This window comes from Eisenbergiella sp. OF01-20 (genome assembly GCF_003478085.1).
Lineage (GTDB): Bacteria > Bacillota > Clostridia > Lachnospirales > Lachnospiraceae > Eisenbergiella.
Map to the genome: position 1 here is coordinate 46,251 of NZ_QUES01000014.1, position 18,121 is coordinate 64,371.

An 18,121-nucleotide genomic window follows, 5' to 3' on the forward strand; every position below is an offset into this window, starting at 1 on the left:
AATCACGGCTTTTTCCGTTTCCCTCTTGACTTACTCACTCTATAATGATAGAGTAGCCTCATACTCTATAAGCATAGAGTATTCAGGAGGAATAATGATTAAGAAAAATAAAATCAGTGAAGCCGAACTGGAAATCATGAAAATAGTATGGGAAAAGCAGGCGCCTGCCGCAAGTACGGAAATTGTCCGTACCCTGAAGCAGCGGTGCGGCTGGGAGGACACCACCATCTATACCATGCTGAGCAAGCTGGTAAAAAAGGGCGCCCTGCTGCGGGATAAACAAACCGTTTCCTATTATTCCGCCGCTCTTTCGGAACAGGAATATACCCTGGAGCAGACCGAACATCTGATCGACAAATTTTTTTCCGGGGATTCCCGCCAGCTGGTTTCCATGCTTGTAGAAAATAACAAAATCAGCCGCGAGGATATCCGTACGCTCCGGCAGTTCTGGGAGGAGGAAACGAATGACTGATTTTCTTATCCTGCTTCTTTCCCTGTCGCTGTCCGGCAGTTTTCTGGTTATCCTGCTGTCCGTGTCTCGTCCGGTGCTGGGCAAAGCGTTTTCCGGCACATGGATGTATTATATCTGGGCCATAGTTGCCCTTCGGATGCTTCTGCCTATCACTCCGGAGCAGGGTTTGCTAAACCATGTCATCCGCAGCTCCGGGCAGCCCGGGCAGGAACAGTCCCTGTCCGGCAGTACAGATTTACAGACCGGTGAACAGGCCGGTAATACGAGTCCACAGGCTGATGGGCAGGCGGCAGTCCCATCTTCTCCGGTTCGTGAGGAAGCGCCTGCCGCCGCTTTCCCGGATGCCTTCCCGCAGGATACGGCCGCCGCACAAAACAGCCGCTATCATTCGGACCAGGAAGGGGTTTCCAAGGTACGGACAGATACCGGAGATCCTTCTTTTGTATCCTCTTTTCCTGCCGGAACCGCGGATTCTCTGCCGGCAGTTTTAGCTACACTTTGGCTCGTTACGGCGGTTTTTCTTTTCCTGCGTACGGCGGCTGCCTCCCGCACATTTCTCAGAAAGGTCTGCTGCCGTGCATTTCCGGTTGATTCACCGGTCATCAATTCCTGTTATGAAAGCGCCTGCGCCCGGCTTGCCGTCCGGCGTCCTCCTAGGCTGCTCGTCAGCCCGGATGCCGGATCCCCTATGCTCACCGGCCTTCTGCGGCCGGCCATTGTCCTTCCTGCGGATACCCTGCAGCGCTCCGGCGATCTTTCCTATATATTTCTGCACGAACTGACTCATTATAAAAGGAAAGATATCTGGTACAAATGGCTGTTCCAACTGGTGAAATGCATCCACTTTTTTAATCCCTTCTCTTACCTCCTTCTCCGTCAGGTAGAACGCTGCTGCGAGCTTTCCTGCGACGAAGCGGTAGTCAGGGACATGACCCTGCAGGAACGCAAGGCCTACGGGCTTACTCTGCTGGACGCTCTGGAACCGGGTGCCCTCTCCCCTTCCTCCGCCGCCTCCGCGTCCCTGTGTGAAAATGCGGTATTTATAAAAGAAAGGCTGGTTACGATTAAAATGACTAAGAAAAAAAGCGGAATTATAAAAATTATCACTCCTCTTCTCACTGCAGGGCTGTGCTTCGGTGCCTTTTATCTGGGTGCCTATGCGGCGCCGGGTGATGCTTCCCTGCCCGGCGATACCACGCCCGTCCCTTCCCCCAAACAGAATACGGCCGCCGGCGCCCATACCACTGCCGCCATCCCCCTTTCCTCCCAGACGCCCTCCTCCGGAAAAACGGCGGGGAGCTATGCTGACACCGACGCCCCGGACGGATTTACGCTTCTGAAAACCGAGACCGTTTCCCTTTCTTCTATCCGGGATCTGAAGCTTCTGCTCTCTTATGAGGAGGTAACCCTATATCCATCAGCGGACAATACGCTGACCATGCTGTTCTACGGCAATAATTCGTTCACTTATGCTGCGGATGAAATAGCAGTCCTCCGGCAGGATGCAGGAACGGTCACCCTGGAATCCGGCAAATACAATCCGGCTTGGAGCAAACTTTTTTCAAATAAATGGCAGCCTAAAATATACCTTTACGTGCCCGCCGCGGTTGCGGGAACCCTGCAGGTGGAAATCGGCAGCGGCAGCCTGAAAAGCACTACAAACCTGCAGGCTGCTTCTGCCTCCTTTGAAACCGCCTCCGGTAAAATGACGCTTATGGATGTCAGCGCAAAAGACCGCCTTTCCCTGATCAACCATTCCGGATCCACGCAGGCCGGTTCTCTTTCCGGCGGACAATGTATCCTGGATAACGCCAGCGGCAAGCTTACCGTCAACACCATCATCTCCCAAAAAGGCAGTGCTATTGCCAACTCCTCCGGAAAAGTAACTGCCGGGGATGTCACAGCCCCTCTTGCCAGCGCCGAAAACCAGAGCGGCAATCTGTCCCTGAACAACCTGAACATATCCGGTTCTCTGCAGCTTTCCACCGTTTCCGGCCCGGTTTCGGCCGGACAGCTTACCGCAAAGGATTATACGGTATCCACGGGCAGCGGATCCATGGAAATCCAGTCACTGACAGGAAACGGCAGCCTCAGCTGCGGCAGCGGCCATATCCGGTCCGATACCCTGGTGCTCACAGGCTCTCTTACCATGGATACCAGAAGCGGCAGTATCCAGATATCCGTCCCGGAAAATACAGCAATGGACGTTACTATCGCCTCCGTGGGAAGCGGCAGTATCCATACCTTTTTCCCGGTACCCGACTATAAAAAAGCAGATGGTCCCGTTTCCTCCCGCTATGGCACCGCCCCCTTCCATTCGGTAACGGTAAGCGCAGCAAGCGGTTCCATAACCATTGATAAAAAATAACCGCCGTTCAGGCTGAACGGTACGGTTACAAAAAAGCGCTGAGACGGGATAACCGGTTGCTGTCCCTACCGGTTTCTCCCGCCCCAGCGCTTTTTCTTTCCTTATTCCTTATTCCTCGTCAAATGCCCGGTTCAGCTCCTCACAGCCTTCCAGGACAAACCTTCCGCTGCGGATAACCGGGTATTCCTTTCCGCTGCCGTCCACTGCGGTCAGCTCCCCCAGTTCATCGTAAGGGATGGTGATATCCGTATGGCAGTTCAGATAGGCTTTGGACATATCCTCCCCGCGCAGGGCGGACACTTCATTTTCTTTGGCTATCAGCCTCTTTCCATCGGGATTACGGGTTACCAGATCCTCTTCATGGGAATAACAGGTATCCCCCACCGCGAAATGCGGCCCCATTTTCTCCGCGATGAGAATGGGAAGCTTATCTCCGATATCATATTTACGTGAGAAAACATAGGCCGTGGTATTGGTCCCTATGGCAAACTCGCCCATAGGCAGGGTGTCGTGGTGATGAAGCACGTTTTCCCTGATAAATTTCTTATTTTCCTCAGGCGTATCAAAGTTGGTACAGCTGTAATCCGAAATCATACCGTCTTTAAATGCCATCTCCAGGTTCAGATACTTCAATCCGTTCAGGTATACCCTGGATACATGCAGCACCCCGTTTGTTCCTGCCAGCACAGGTGAAGTGAATACTTCTCCCACCGGGATATTCACATCGGCCACACAATTCTCAAAATTGGTTTCCTCCGCCGGGTTTTCCAGCTTATGGAGCGCTATCCGCAGATCCGTCCGGTTGGCGCCGCAGCCTTTGATATGCACGTATTCCGCCTTATCCAGCGTATCGATAATCTTCTGCTGGATTCCCTGGTAAAGCTTATAATCCAGCGTATTGATACGAAGCACGCCGTCAAAAATAGTCTCAAAATTATCCCCTATTTCAGGTACCGGGAAGGCAATGATCGTAAAGCTCCGCTCTTCCCCTTTCACATATTCATTCATCAGGGCGCCGGCAGAGGACTGGAATTCCACAGCCAGCTTCTGCTGCTCCTCATTCAGGCGCAGGTTTTCCTCCTTGTTTTCCGGTTCAAAGGGAATGCCCCCGAATTCCTCAATGACCGCAGGCCCTCCGTGCACGGCTGCCAGCTCCTTTACGCTTTCCAGCGCATTCCGGTAATTTTCCAGGCGGTGATGCACATATTTCTTATCATAAAACAAGGCCTGATCGTATTCATGGTCATAATCAAACTGTTTGTTGGCAAACGCTCCATAGAAACCGTTTTTACTCAGCTTCCGGCCTTCCAGAAAACTGGAAGGCGCACGGTAGATAACGGATTCCAGGCCCATGTTACGGAAATTCTCCACCGCTTTCCTTACCACGCGTTCAAAGCCGAGGAAATAACGGATATTCACGGATTTTTTCTTATGGATATCCTTCCCGGTTACCTCAAATCCAATGCGGTAACCTTCGGTATAGGTATCCGCCATCCATGCGATTTTTTCCTCGGAAAGTGTATTCAGATAACCGGCCATACGAAGCTCGTTTTCCGTGATATATTCACCGAACCGGTACAGATAGCGTAAATCGTTCAGATTACTGTCCATGATAATGGCAAGGGCAAAATCTTCCTTCCAGTCAAAGGTGGACCGCATATTCTTTTCCAGCATGGTTTCGGAATAATCACTGGCAAACCAGTAGATCATGTCCCTGATTTCCCCGTACTCCGGCAAAGCCTTTCTTTCCTCCGCCGCAAACACAAAGGCGTGGTATACTTCCAGGAACAGCTCCATCCGTATTACCATGGATTCCACGTCCTGCTCATAAGCAAAAGCGATCAGGCTTCTTAATTCCGCCGCCAGAAACGAAAGAACCTGCCCGAATTCCTTTCCAAGGGCCGCCGCCGCAAAAGCGGGGTTGGCATAGCTTTTCCCGTAATTTTCAGGAAAAATATCCGCATAAAGCCTGCGGTTGCGCTCCTGCAGCTCTTTCATCCCCGCCTCTTCCGTTTTACCTTCCGCCACATACAGATATTCCTGTATAAACAGCTCCGTCTGCTTTGCCGTACGGTAAAAATAATCCCGGAATGCGGCTTCCGGAAGCAGTTCCTCCCCCACCTGGGAAATCCGTTCCCGGCACAGGGAAAACCGTTCCATCAGAATATTTTCTTCTTTGTTTTCCATCATAATCCATATACTCCTGCATATAAAATAAAACCAACTCCGGCAATCGCCAGTATATTTAACAGAATCCCCAGATAAGAGAATACATAAAATTTATCCTCTTCCATTTTAGACAGAATACCCAGGACTATACCCGCCAATGCAAAAAGAAGGGCAAACAAGGCGCCCATACCGTACTTAACCAGCGCTTCCCCCTGGTTTTGAAAGGTCCCATACACTGCCAGGAACAGGGAAAGCAGGGAAACAGTCCCCAGAATTGCGGACATAATCCCTTTTTTGGATTCCTTTTTATTCGTAAATATATATTTACGTCCCATTCCATTCCCTCCTTTTCCTTAAAGCAAAAAGTGCCTCAAAAAAGGCACCTTTAAACGTCAGAACATAATCCTGGACTTTCCGGCCAGCAGCCTCGCACCGCTGATGATTAACAGAATCCCGCCGGTAATTCCGGTTACCATGGTGACAATTCCCAGCACAATGTTTGTTACGCCGGTCCCTTTCATGGTCCTGTAAATTTTCTCGTCCATAGACTTCCTCCTATTTCACTCCATACTGCGCATAATATGCATCTATTGACGCTTTCATGGCATCGTCAATAATAATCTTGCCGTTATGAGGTTTATTATACAGGTATTCCACCACTTCTTCCATGCTTACGATAGCATTGGCGGGGAAACCATACAGCTCCTGAATCTCCTGAAGGGCGCTTTTCTCGCCTTTTCCCCTCTCACAGCGGTTCAGGGATACCATCAGCCCTTTTATCGTCACATCCGCCTGTGCCCTGATAATAGGAAAGGTCTCTTCTATGGATTTGCCGGAGGTCGTCACATCCTCTATAATTACCACCCTGTCGCCGTCCTTCAGTCTGCTTCCCAGGAGGATCCCCGCATCGCCGTGATCCTTTACTTCCTTGCGGTTCGAGCAATATCTGATTTCCTTCCCGTACAGCTCGCTGAAAGCTATGGTTGCCGCCACAGACAAGGGAATGCCTTTATAGGCAGGCCCGAAAAGAATATCAAAATCAAGGCCATATTTATCGTGGATGGCCTTCGCATAGTACTCTCCCAGCCTGCGCAGCTGCGTACCGGTAACATAGGCTCCGGCATTCATGAAAAAAGGCGATTTTCTTCCGCTCTTCAGAGTAAAATCACCGAATTTCAGGACATCGCTTTCAATCATAAAATCGATAAATTCTGATTTGTAGCTTTCCATAATCCACATTCTCCTCACTGTTTTGGGGCTTATTTTTCTATTCCATGTAACAGTTCAGGCAAGTCTGAACTGTTACCATTCTATCACATTCCCTCCCCATTATCAATCAGCAGCCGCAAGTGGGTGCCGTAACCGATCAGATGGTTCCCAGTGCCGTTCCGATATCCTCAATCATATCAAGCACCGCCTGCCTGGAAGCATCCGCATAGTTTGCCCCTGTAAAATGCGCGTATTTCTCCTGCTGGTAAGCCGCAATGATTCCTCTTGAAGAATTCACAATAGCACCCAGCCCGTCTTTATTAAAGAAAGGAAGCAGATCCGCACCCTTTCCGCCCTGCGCTCCATAACCCGGTACAAGAATATAAGCCTTGGGCATGATTTTCCGGAGAACGGCCCCCATTTCAGGATAGGTAGCCCCTACAACGGCTCCTACATAGCTGTAATCCTCTCCCATGGCTTCCTCACCCCACTGGGCTACCTTTTCCCCAACCAGCTCATACAGCGGCCTTCCGTCAATCAGTCTGTCCTGGAACTCCCCGCTGCTGGGATTGGAGGTCTTAACCAGCACAAAAATACCTTTCTTCTCTTCCTTACACACATGAATAAAAGGCTTTACCCCATCGGAACCAAGGTAGGGGTTCACGGTCGCAAAATCCTCGCCAAAGCCCTCAAAGCTGTGGCTTCCCACCTTTGCTTTGCCCAGATGTCCCACCGCATAGGCTTCGGATGTGGAACCGATATCCCCGCGCTTGATATCACCGATTACCACCAGCCCCTTTTCTTTGCAGTAATCCACCGTTTTCTGGTAAGCGATCATGCCTTCGATTCCGAACTGCTCATACATGGCGATCTGAGGCTTCACCGCAGGAATCAGGTCATATACCGCGTCCACAATCCCTTTGTTGTACTGCCAAAGCGCCTCTCCGGCACCCTTCAGGGTTTCTCCGTAAGCGTCAAATGCCTGTTTCTGGATATGCTCCGGTATATATTTCATCATCGGATCCAGTCCCACCACAATAGGGGCGTTGGTTTTCTTTATCTTTTCCACCAGCTTGTTAATCATGATATCCGTTCCTTTCTTCTTGTGTTACTGTTCAGCAGGAAAATTGTAACATATTTATGGGGATGGCACAAGATTAGGATTGATCCGGCGTACGCTTTTTCCCCTTTTTTCCGGTGAGCAGCATCCCCGCCATAAGGGCGGTAAAGGGGGCGACGGTAACCAGTCCGAAGCTGCCGACTACCGTATCCAGAACCTCTGCCGCCACATATTTGTAGTTCAGGATGTGGTCAACCGGTGTCCCCTGGGCCATGAAAACCATCAGCAGGGAGATATAGCCGCCGGAATAGGCGAGAAGCAAAGTGGTTGTCATGGTGCCCATTGCTGCCCGGCCCACATGCAGTCCGGAAATTACCGCTTCCTTTGGGCTGATATCCGGCTTTTTTCCAATCACCTCCCAGACAGCGGAGGTAATATCCACCGCCAGATCCATCATAGCTCCGGATGCCCCGATAAAAATGCTCGCCATAAAAATCGATGTGAGATCCAAATCCTGGTAGCCGCTGTATAAAAGGGATTCGGAGCTTGCCATCACGGCCCCGTGGATTTTAAATAAATCGGTAAAAACGATTCCAAGGATACAGGTTGTAGCTACGCCTAAAAGTGCACCCAGCACCGCGGTCAGCGTCCGTTTATCCAGGCCGTATACGAAAAAGATAATGACTGCGGTGAGCACCGCGGTAATTCCGATCCCCACCCATACCGGCGAATAGCCTTTCAGATAGCAGGGAACGAGGATTTTCCAGATCATCAATATCGTTATAAGGAAGGAAAGAATAGCCTGAAAGCCTATTTTTCCGGCAAAAATAACAAGGAATACGGCAAAAACCGCCAGCAGCAGCACTTCCTTGTCCAGGCGGTAATGATCCGAAATAACTACCGAGCGTACCGTATCTCCCTCATGGCTTATGGTGAGCAGCGCCCGATCCCCCTCCTTAAAAATCTTATCCTTTTCCAGGGAACCGCTGAGGAAATTCACCCCTTCCAGCGTTTTTCCCTGAAACAACCCGTTTTCAATTTCCAGTACACAGATTTGTTCCCCGGACTGAATCAGCCCGGAGGTAATGATCGCAGAATTATTGGTTTCCACCACCCTGCCGACAGCCCGCTGCGTTCCCTGATAAATAAGGGCATCCTCATAGCCTGTGGGCAGGCATATGAGGATACCGATGAGAACCAGACCGATTGCAGTAGTAAGGAATACGGAATTCTGCCTTTTTAGAAAAGACATGATTTTCATTATTGCACTCCTAACAGGGCGGCCAGTCTGTTGTAAATTTCTGTATTGTCATAATAACCTTCAAAGCGTTCCGCACCGGCGCCCTGCACAAGCACTTCCACAGGAAGGCCGGTATGGGCATAGGAGCCAAAGTTAATGCCGCTCTTGTTGTTCAGGATATGGGTGATTGTTACCGTAAGAGGCTCGTAGCTTCCATAACGGATATATTCATCCTGGGCAAACTCCTCCTCTTCCCCGGTTCGGGACATGGTAGTCTCATAAGCGGACTTGAGCTGGCTGTATTCATACTCTGTCATAACAAGGGCGCCGTTATTGTCGGATTCCGGATGCTGATCCGCGCTGTCTTTCTGCTGTGTGGCTTCCCTTTCCGCTCCAGCAGGCGCCTGAAGGCCGAACAGTTCCGTCACGTCCTCCATTACCGTGTCAAAATCCGTTTTCTTTTCCTTGTAAGCGGATACATAATCGGAATCATATTTTGCATAGGAAATTTTCTGGTTTTCAAAATTTTTCAGGAAGGTATCATAATCCGTACCTGCAAAACCGATGGTCAGACCTCCTGTTTCATGGTCTCCTGTTACGATAATCAGGGTTTCTTCCGGATGCTCGTTATAGAATTCCACCGCTTTTTCCACCGCGTTGTCAAGGGCAATGGTATCGGTTATGGTAGATGCCGCATCATTGGCATGACACGCCCAGTCGATTTTTCCGCCTTCCACCATCATGAAGAAGCCTTTTTCGTTATCCAGCACCTCAATTCCTTTTTCCACATAATCTGCCAGCGCCCATTCATCCGCTGCCCTGTCCAGTTCATACGCCATGGCGCTGCTGTCCGCAAGATGCTCGTCAATCACAATGGCCCTGCCGTCCGCTGCCGTAAGCGCCTGTGCTTCTGCCTGGGTTTTCACCACTTTGATACCGGCTTCCTCCGCCAGGGCATAAAGGTCTTTCTTATCCTCTTCTTTTCCTGTCGTCTGAAGCAGGCCGCCGCCTGCAAAATAATCAAAGCCGCTGTCGATCAGCTCCAGGCCGATATCATAATAGCTGCTTCTGGAGGCCTGATGGGCATAGAAAGCGGCCGGTGTGGCATGATTTAAGTTAACGGTGGAAAGGATACCTATTTTCATATCCTTCTGGGCCTTCAGCTTTTCAGCAATGGTTTCATAAGTCTGTGTGAAATCCTCGCTCACATTAATGCTGCCGCTCCAGGTTTTCCGTCCGGTGGCAATAGAGGTGGCCGTAGATGCGGAATCCGGGGCAAAAGAGGTGCTGTCATAGGTCTGTGCGGATCCGGCCACCGGGAAGTTCATCATCGTCAGGTTGTTTTTGCTGCTCAGGACCGCTTTTTCTTCGCCGTCCACTGTCACGGTCCCCGCCGTTTCTCCCTGGGAGGCGCTGAGATAATAATTGGTCAGCTGTACCTGGGGATAGCTCATTCCGTCTCCGATAAATAAAAATACATATTTCGGCACGTCGGTCCCGGCTGTTTCCCCGCCCCGGCCTTCTGCGGACGTCCGGCTTTCTTCCGACACCTCCTGTTCGGTCCGGCTTTCCTCTGCCTGGCTTTCTGCCGCCTGCGCGGAAGTCTCCGGCCTGGTCCCTGTGTCTGCGCAGCCGGCAAGGGCCGCCGCAAGCATCATTCCTGCTAAGAATACGGATACAATTTTCTTTCTCACCTTTTCATAATCTCCTTCTTACTATGTAGTATGCAGGCATTTCCTTCCCCGGAACGCATCCGGCTGAATCATGCCTGACAAGCTTATTATAAAGGAGAAAACTTAAATTCATTGACAGAGTCGCGCAAAAATAATGTAAAATGAAAGCCGCCGCTCTAACGGAACCGCTGCAGCTTTTCCTTGTCTATCATAAACGGATAATTCTTCAGCTTGGCGGGATTCGCAAGAAGCTCATCCATTGTCCGCTCCCACAAATCCTCCGCAATGGACACCTCACCCAGAAGCTGCCTGATATACTCGGAAAAGGTCTGTTCCCCACCGAAGTCAAGAAGGGAGAGCACCTTCATGGCCTCTTCCTGATTGCCGTAATTGCGGATAAAGCCGGGAAGGAATATCCCCACCGCTTTTCCATGAGGAAGGCCCATTTCACAGGTAACAGGATAGCTCAGGCCGTGGGGCAGGCTGGTCCCCGTATGGGCAATCGCCATGCCTCCCAGCGTACAGGCACGCATGAGGGCCTGGCGCTCCTCTTCCCCGATTTCATAGCGAAGAAGCTTATCTTTGATCCTTGCCCAGGTACGCAGCCCCATTTCGCTGTAAATCCGGCTGTATTCCGTACTGTTGGCGTTCAGATGGCTCTCTATCAGATGCGCCAGGGTATCCACGGCGGTATTGATACAGCCGCTGCGGGACGCTGTCTGCAGATAGGAAACATCTACAAGGGCCAGGGCCGGAAAAACAGAATGGCTGATACTCTGTTTGGTTTTCTTTTCCAGATGGGAAAAGGCGGCCTGTGCGTCCGCCTCCGGAATCGTGGTAAGAACAATATCCGGAAGAACATTTCTAGTCAGGATCGCATACGGGGTCACCTCTGAACCGGTTCCGGCGGTAGTGGGTATTTCCGCCACCGGTAATGCAGGATATACGGGACCGTCGGGGGAAACCTGCGTCCTTGTATATAACAGCCTTTCATCATGCTCCGGGTTGGCTATCATCAGCGCAATCGCTTTGGAGGCATCCATAGGAGAACCGCCACCCACACCGATTACGAAATCCGTACCCTCTGTTATTCCCAAAGAAGCGGCTTTCATCACCGTTTCCACCGATGGGTTTTCTTCAATCTCATCATACACCATATAAGGGATATTTTCCCTTTCCAGCGCTTTCGTAACATCCTCCAGAGAACCGTTTATCCGGGAGGAATGCTTTCCCGTTACCACCAGGGCTTTTGTCCCCAGTGCGGCAAGCTCTCTGCTGTGGTTTTCCACACAATTTTTCTCACTGTATACTTTGGTCGGCATAAATAATTTCATAAGGTATTCCTCTCTTTCCCTGTCTTTATGAACGGTATTGACCGGCTATCCTTACCCCGATTATATCGCATATATTTCTCCGGCGCCATACACAAAAGACGTCCCCCTGTTAAGGGGAACGCCTTTCCGTTACTGTTCACTCAGTACTGTGCATTTACTGCACAGTACGTGAGAAAGTGATTCAAGAGTGCATAAACACAAACGCCGCAGGCGATTTTAAATGGATTTATGCATGTTACCGGTCACGGAGTGACCGGTAAGACCTCTTCTTAATTTATGCGTTTACGACATCCTTCTGTTCCGCATATTTCTTTATATTGGAAGCATTAGTGAACTTCCGGTACTCCTCCCCGTTTACCACGACCAGGGTAGGTGCCTGCATTACTCCGTATTTGCTTGCCAGTTCGGAATTTTCTTCCGCATCAATGGGAATATAGCTTTCATTTTTCAGATATTCCTTAGCCAGCTTGCAATTGGGACAGGTTTTGGTGGTAAAAAGATATTTGATATCCTCCGGCGTTTCTACCTTGACCTCTGCATTTTTTTCATAATCGGATAAGGTAACCACTCTTGCTGCCGGATGCTTTAAAACGGATTTAGAAAGTTCATATTCCGTCCGGTTCTCAAATTCCTGCGCTTTTCCGTCATTCCAGTTCTGGACCGGCCTGTAATATCCGGTGATGCGGCTCCAGACCTCCGTCACTCTGCCGCACTTGGGGCAGACCTTCTGTTCTCCGGTAAGATACCCATGTTCGGAACAGATGGAATAGGTAGGCGACAATGTATAATAAGGAAGCGTATAGTTCTGGGCAATGGTGCGGACCAGGTTTGCAGCGGCTTTCCAGTCGGGCAGCTTCTCTCCCAGGAATGCATGGAATACGGTTCCCGAGGTGTACAAAGTCTGTATGCCATCCTGGATGTCCAGGGCATCAAACACGTCTACGGTATAGTCCACCGGCAGATGGGAGGAATTGGTATAATAACAGGTATCTCCCGGTTTTCCAGCGGTTTTGATTCCCGGCCATTTTTTCTTGTCATGTTTTGCCAGACGGTAGGTGGTGCTTTCCGCAGGAGTGGCCTCCAGATTATATAAATCCCCATACTGCTCCTGGTAATCCGCCAGTCTGTCGCGCATATGGTTCAGCACTTCCTTGGTGAAATCCTGGGTCTTTTTCGTTGACAAATCCTCCCGGATCCAGTTGGCGTTCAGTCCCGCTTCATTCATGCCGATCAGGCCGATGGTTGAAAAATGATTGTCAAAATTGCCAAGATATCTCTTGGTATAAGGATACAGGCCTTCATTCAGCAGTCTGGTAATCACCTGTCTCTTAATCTTAAGGGAACGGGCGGAAATATCCATCATCTTGTCCAGACGTCTGTAAAAATCTTCCTTGTCCGCGGAAAGGTAAGCAATACGGGGCATATTGATCGTTACCACCCCGACGCTGCCGGTGCTTTCCCCGGAGCCGAAATATCCGCCGGTTTTCTTTCTCAGCTCGCGCAGATCCAGGCGGAGCCTGCAGCACATGGAACGGACATCGCTGGGCTGCATATCGGAATTTATGTAATTGCTGAAATAAGGCGTACCGTATTTCGCAGTCATTTCAAACAAAAGCCTGTTGTTTTCCGTGTCGGACCAGTCAAAGTCTTTGGTGATGGAATAGGTGGGAATGGGATACTGGAAACCTCTCCCGTTGGCATCGCCCTCAATCATGATCTCGATAAAGGCTTTGTTTACCATATCCATTTCTTTGCGGCAGTCTTTATAACGGAAATCCATTTCCTTCCCGCCTACGATGGCCGGCAGCTCTGCCAGATCGTCCGGCACGGTCCAGTCCAGTGTAATATTGGAAAACGGCGCCTGGGTCCCCCAGCGGCTGGGTGTATTTACCCCGTAAATGAAGGACTCAATACATTTCTTCACTTCCGGATAAGTCAGATCATCCACCTTGACAAAGGGGGCCAGATAGGTGTCGAAGGAGGAAAACGCCTGTGCTCCTGCCCATTCGTTCTGCATGATCCCCAGGAAATTGACCATCTGGTTACAGAGAACGGAAAGATGGGCCGCCGGTGCGGAGGTGATCTTTCCCGTAATGCCTCCCAGACCTTCTGAAATCAGCTGTTTTAAAGACCAGCCTGCACAATAGCCGGTGAGCATGGAAAGATCATGAATATGGATATCCGCATTCCTGTGGGCCTCTGCGATTTCCTCATCGTAAATCTCGGAAAGCCAGTAATTGGCAGTAACGGCGCCGGAATTGCTGAGAATAAGCCCTCCCACGGAATAGGTAACGGTGGAATTCTCTTTGACACGCCAGTCCTCAACCTTCACGTAGCTGTTTACCACATCCTTGTAGTCCAGGATGGTGGATTTCATATTGCGGATCTTCTCACGCTGCTTGCGGTAAAGAATATATGCTTTCGCCACTTCCGTATAGCCTGCCTGCTCCAGGATCTTTTCCACGCTGTCCTGGATATCCTCCACATGAATGGCCCCATCCTTCACTTTATCCTGGAAATCCGCAGTGACACGCAGTGCCAGCAGATCGATAATATCATTGGTGGTCTCCATATCCGTAGCATTAAATGCTTTCATAATCACATCATTTATCTTGGTCAATGTGAAGTCTGCAGTCTCTCCGTTTCGTTTAATTACATGAAACATATTTCTTCCCCCTCTGTGATTTTTCCTTAAGGCTTAAAAATGGACAAGTATCCATCAGCTGAATATCCGATGGATACTTGCCCCTGGTTGGGCGTTGGGATTATTGTAGCACCATTCTTATCCTAAGTCAATGCACACATACCACATATTGTGGAACAGGTAACATATTGACATAAATATAGTAGGGAATAACACCACATGAAAAACGGAACTTTCCCGGGAATCATCTGGTCTGAAGGAATTCATACTCCCGGATGGCCTTTTCATCATCCGGATAGGTTCCCAGATATTTTTGCATAAGTACGGTAGCCTGTTTGAAATCTCCCAAATATTCGTATGCAACAATTTCATTAAAGGACAGCACCTGCATCAGCTGGTTTCCCTCTATGGCAAGCCCCGCCTGAAACGCAGTAAGTGCCGCCTGGTAATCTCCCATTTTCAGGTTACACAGCCCCAGCTGGTTATAAATCTGCGCATCCGGAGTGGTATTCAGGAAATTGCTGTATACACTGGCGGCATAGTTATTGTCCCCCAGCTTTTCGTAAGTCTGCCCCAGAAGGCTAACCACATCCACGCCCCCATTGGCGTCCTTTGCCTTCTCCAGACTGTTTCTGGCGCTGTTATAATCGCCGAGGTAATAATTCATCCTTCCCCGGTTATAATCGGTCAGCTTCTTGTCCTCGCTGTCCAGCACAGCCTGCAGATAGCCTTCCCCTAATTCCTGGAGGCCGTTATCCGAACAGGTACAGAAAATATTGATCCGCATATCATAATCCTCCGGATCAATTTCCACCGCCCGGTCAAAATCCGCCTGGGCCGCCTCCTGGTTTCCCTGTTCAATCTCAACCACGCCCTTCAGGTAATAGGCCGTCTTTTCCTTCGGCCGCAGCGCAGTGATGGATTCATACACCGCTTTGGCCTTGTCCAGCTCTCCCTGCTTATAATAGGCGGTAGCCAGGTAATAATTGATATCAAAATCAATCTCTCCCAGCCTGGCATCGCTGTAGGAAAGCGCCTTTTCCAAAGCTTCCACGGCCTTGTCATACTGGGTAAGCCCCATATAGGCAAGTCCCTGTCCGCGGTAAGAAAGCTGGGCATCTTCTTTATCCAGCAGCGCCGCATCAAAAAAAGGCAGGGACTCCTCATAGCTGAGCTGTTCAATCAGCTGCATTCCCTGATCAATATTCTCCTGTTTGGATGCTCCGCAGGCAGATGCGGATACCATGCAGAGGCTGCACACAAAAACTGCGGTTATATATTTTAACTTTACCATATTTATCACTGCACCTGTAATTTTTCTATATTAAAAAAAGAAATCTGTTTGCTCTCAGGTTATAGTATAACAAATCAGCTTTCTTTTTTCACCCCCTTTTGCCGGGAAATTTTATTTTGTCCGCTTGCGCCGTTATTGTTCCCGGCTCCTGTGCCGCGGCCCTGCGGTTTTGCCTGCCCGTTTCATCTTAACAGCGGCAGGCTCCCGGACAGCCGGTTTACCTTTTTCCTGGCCCCGCAGATACCGATCCCCAGATAGGTTACCTCTTCTTCCCCTGTCCCTGCCGCCCTGGCTATGTAATCCTCATAGTTCTGACAGCTTTGGGCCACGTCCGTAAAATCCACCACCACACAATCCGCAAACTCCGGCTGGAACAGCTTTTCCCTGATAGCCTTCAGTTTTTCCTTATCCGCTTTCAGAACCGGAACCGGCAGCGCCACAATCCCCAGATGCTGCCTCCCGTTTTTATCACATATGTCGGGGCCAATGGTATCGGGCACCTGTTTTCCCAGCGTGATCCCAAGGATTCCCGCCGCATTGGCCAGCACGCCGGCCGGCAGCTCTTCATTTAATATCATCACACATTTTCTGTCCTGAAGTTCCATTTTTTCTTCCTTTCTTTCCTATTACAAACGCTCTCCGGCCGCTCCGTTTTCTTCCGCTTCCCTGCTGCTGTCTCCTTCTGCCTTTCCCCATTTCTGGGATAAGAACAGTCCTCCCAGAGTCAGAAGAATGCCTGCCGCGGACAACATGGTTATCTTTTCACCCAGGATAAGCGCCGAAGTCACCGTAGTTACCACCGGCACCATATAAATATAGACGCTGGTTTTTATGCTTCCCAGCACCCGCACCGCATAATTCCAGGTGACAAAACACAGGGCGGAGGCTCCGAACCCCAGGAAAAGAAGGTTTCCTGCGTTGGCAGGCTCCAGAAACAGCCGAGGATCCACATGAAAATCCATGAGAAAAAGAGCCGGTATCATGAACACCAGTCCGTAAAAAAAGGTTCGTCTGGTAGCCTGTACCACGGGATAACCGAAATCACTGATTTTTCTGGTCAGCAGGGAATAAACCGCCCAGAGCACCGCCGCTCCCACCGCAAGGAGATCCCCCAGGGGATTCAGTCCGCCGAAGCCGCTTATCAGGCAGATTCCCGCCATAGCCATGAGAAAGCCCAGGAAAAACCGTTTTCCCGGCTTCTCTTCTTTTTTAAGAAGGAAGCTGAAAATTGCCGTAAAGAAAGGCGCAATGGAAATGATTACTCCCACATTGGAAGCATAGGTAAGGGTCAGTGCAATATTTTCCAGAAGAAAATACAACGTTACGCCGCACAGGCCGGCCAGTGCGAAGTACAGCTCCTGTTTCCTTTCCCCCTTCCTTTTCCTGTGAGGGTATCCGATCCAAAGGGCCGCATAGCCGATAAAAAAGCGGATAAACAGGATTTCGATAGGGCTGAAGCTTCTCAGCAGCACCTTGGTGGAAATAAAAGTGGTACCCCATATAAAAATAGTAAGAAAAGCCGCCAAATGTCCCTGCATGGTATTATTCTTTGTCATTGTCTGTTTCCGCCTGTTCTGTTTTATTTTGGAAAATACGCTGATACTGTTTTGGTGTCAGCCCGATAAACTCTTTGAAAAAATGGGTGAAATGGCTTTGATCGGCAAAACCTGCCATCCCTGCGGCATCAATAGGCGCTGTCCCCTGTTCCAGAAGCTTTCTGGCCTTATCCAGCCGTATGGTCTGCAGATACCGGTATGGAGAAACGCCTGTCTGTTTGGTAAAGGAGCGCAGAAGGTAGGACTTTCCGAAATCCGTCATAGCCAGCAAATCATCCAGAGTGAGGTTTTCGGCATAGTGTCTTTCCATATAAGAGCACAGATTCCGTATCTGGGGGTTGGGCTGGAGAATGTCCGCCTTTTCAAAATCCGATGCATATTCCTGAAGGATCTGTTCAATGAGGAAAAACAGGGTCTCTTCCTTTTCCAGCCTGGGTGCATGGTCCAGTATGGCCCGGTACAAGTCCCGGACCGATTGGGTGATATCACTTTTATAGACTACCGTTTCGGTGAAATAAGGCATATAGGCTTCCCCGGTAATCTCTTTAACGCTGCGCTCCATCACCTCCGGATTGATATTCACCGCCCGGTAATCCAGGATTTCCCCGTTTATGGGTGCGCAGTAATGGTTGTCTCTGGGGTTGAATAACAGCAAATCGCCCTCCGACACATCATATTCCCTGCCTTTACACCATAAATGGCGTTTGCCGCCTTCCACAAAACCTATCACGTAATATTCATGAAAATGGTTGGGAAATTTCTGTACAATGCCGCTTAAGTTATAGGCCTCTATGTCCAAATCCCTGTCATAATAGATATGTCTTTGTTCCTGTTCCTGAAGCATGATGGTCCTCCCTCCGGCTTCCTCATAGCCGAAATCCCGTCCAACCCCGATTCCGTAAGGCACACAGGTACCGCGGAAAACTTCCGGAGGATGGACAAGGCCTGCATTTACAAACGTTTTGATATACTTTAACACAGAGGAGAGGGGTTGTCTTGTATGATATGGCACTTTTTTTGATTATTTTGCTTCCCTATTTAACCGGTATGCATTTCTCTTTCTTGAAAAAAGACAGACGGTAATATTACCGCCTGCCTTCTT

15 protein-coding genes are annotated in these 18,121 nt (G+C 49.8%); 2 read left to right on the plus strand and 13 right to left on the minus strand.

Annotated elements, in window-relative coordinates; translation table 11 throughout:
• The first annotated feature begins 94 nt into the window (after window positions 1-94).
• Entirely contained in the window at window positions 95-472 is a 378-nt protein-coding gene (locus DXA36_RS16765) for a BlaI/MecI/CopY family transcriptional regulator (RefSeq protein WP_118680639.1), read from the plus strand.
• On the plus strand, window positions 465-2,840 hold the full coding sequence (locus tag DXA36_RS16770) for a M56 family metallopeptidase (RefSeq protein WP_118680640.1): 2,376 nt from the start codon (window positions 465-467) through the stop codon (window positions 2,838-2,840). The genes DXA36_RS16765 and DXA36_RS16770 overlap by 8 nt, the downstream gene beginning before the upstream one ends.
• 108 nt (window positions 2,841-2,948) lie before the next feature.
• Here the strand turns inward: DXA36_RS16770 and DXA36_RS16775 are convergent, their stop codons facing one another.
• From DXA36_RS16775 to DXA36_RS16830, 13 genes are all read right to left on the minus strand, one after another.
• Window positions 2,949-5,030 (minus strand): aminopeptidase, encoded by a 2,082-nt coding sequence (locus DXA36_RS16775; RefSeq protein ID WP_118680641.1) that lies wholly within the window; start codon window positions 5,028-5,030, stop codon window positions 2,949-2,951.
• Window positions 5,027-5,344 carry a DUF6142 family protein gene (locus tag DXA36_RS16780; RefSeq protein ID WP_118680642.1) on the minus strand — a complete coding sequence of 106 codons (318 nt, stop codon included), beginning with the start codon at window positions 5,342-5,344 and terminating at the stop codon, window positions 5,027-5,029. Before DXA36_RS16780 ends, DXA36_RS16775 begins: the two co-directional genes overlap by 4 nt.
• A gap of 57 nt (window positions 5,345-5,401) precedes the next feature.
• The gene (locus DXA36_RS32980; protein WP_182479119.1) at window positions 5,402-5,554 is read right to left on the minus strand and encodes a hypothetical protein; all 153 of its coding nucleotides are present in this window, start codon (window positions 5,552-5,554) and stop codon (window positions 5,402-5,404) included.
• 10 nt (window positions 5,555-5,564) lie between these two features.
• A complete protein-coding gene (pyrE, locus tag DXA36_RS16785) occupies window positions 5,565-6,239 on the minus strand; it encodes an orotate phosphoribosyltransferase (RefSeq protein WP_118680643.1) in 675 nt (224 codons plus the stop codon).
• Between the two features lie 136 nt (window positions 6,240-6,375).
• Entirely contained in the window at window positions 6,376-7,302 is a 927-nt protein-coding gene (gene pyrF, locus DXA36_RS16790; protein WP_118680644.1) for an orotidine-5'-phosphate decarboxylase, read from the minus strand.
• A gap of 73 nt (window positions 7,303-7,375) precedes the next feature.
• Complete coding sequence (locus tag DXA36_RS16795; RefSeq protein ID WP_118680645.1) at window positions 7,376-8,539, minus strand: YibE/F family protein; 1,164 nt, start codon at window positions 8,537-8,539, stop codon at window positions 7,376-7,378.
• A complete protein-coding gene (locus DXA36_RS16800) occupies window positions 8,539-10,212 on the minus strand; it encodes an alkaline phosphatase (RefSeq protein WP_243114677.1) in 1,674 nt (557 codons plus the stop codon). Before DXA36_RS16800 ends, DXA36_RS16795 begins: the two co-directional genes overlap by 1 nt.
• 155 nt (window positions 10,213-10,367) lie before the next feature.
• Window positions 10,368-11,525, minus strand: coding sequence for an iron-containing alcohol dehydrogenase family protein (locus tag DXA36_RS16805; protein WP_118680646.1), 1,158 nt, complete (start codon window positions 11,523-11,525; stop codon window positions 10,368-10,370).
• Between the two features lie 274 nt (window positions 11,526-11,799).
• Window positions 11,800-14,190, minus strand: a complete 2,391-nt coding sequence (locus tag DXA36_RS16810) for a ribonucleoside triphosphate reductase (RefSeq protein WP_118680647.1) — start codon at window positions 14,188-14,190, stop codon at window positions 11,800-11,802.
• Window positions 14,191-14,413: 223 nt separating this feature from the next.
• Window positions 14,414-15,463 (minus strand): tetratricopeptide repeat protein, encoded by a 1,050-nt coding sequence (locus DXA36_RS16815; protein WP_118680648.1) that lies wholly within the window; start codon window positions 15,461-15,463, stop codon window positions 14,414-14,416.
• Window positions 15,464-15,645: 182 nt separating this feature from the next.
• On the minus strand, window positions 15,646-16,068 hold the full coding sequence (locus tag DXA36_RS16820; RefSeq protein ID WP_118680649.1) for a DUF2000 domain-containing protein: 423 nt from the start codon (window positions 16,066-16,068) through the stop codon (window positions 15,646-15,648).
• 21 nt (window positions 16,069-16,089) lie between these two features.
• Window positions 16,090-17,019: a DMT family transporter gene (locus DXA36_RS16825; RefSeq protein WP_118680650.1), complete on the minus strand. Its 930-nt coding sequence runs from the start codon at window positions 17,017-17,019 to the stop codon at window positions 16,090-16,092.
• Entirely contained in the window at window positions 17,006-17,863 is an 858-nt protein-coding gene (locus DXA36_RS16830; protein ID WP_118680736.1) for an AraC family ligand binding domain-containing protein, read from the minus strand. The genes DXA36_RS16825 and DXA36_RS16830 overlap by 14 nt, the downstream gene beginning before the upstream one ends.
• Between the last annotated feature and the right edge of the window lie 258 nt (window positions 17,864-18,121).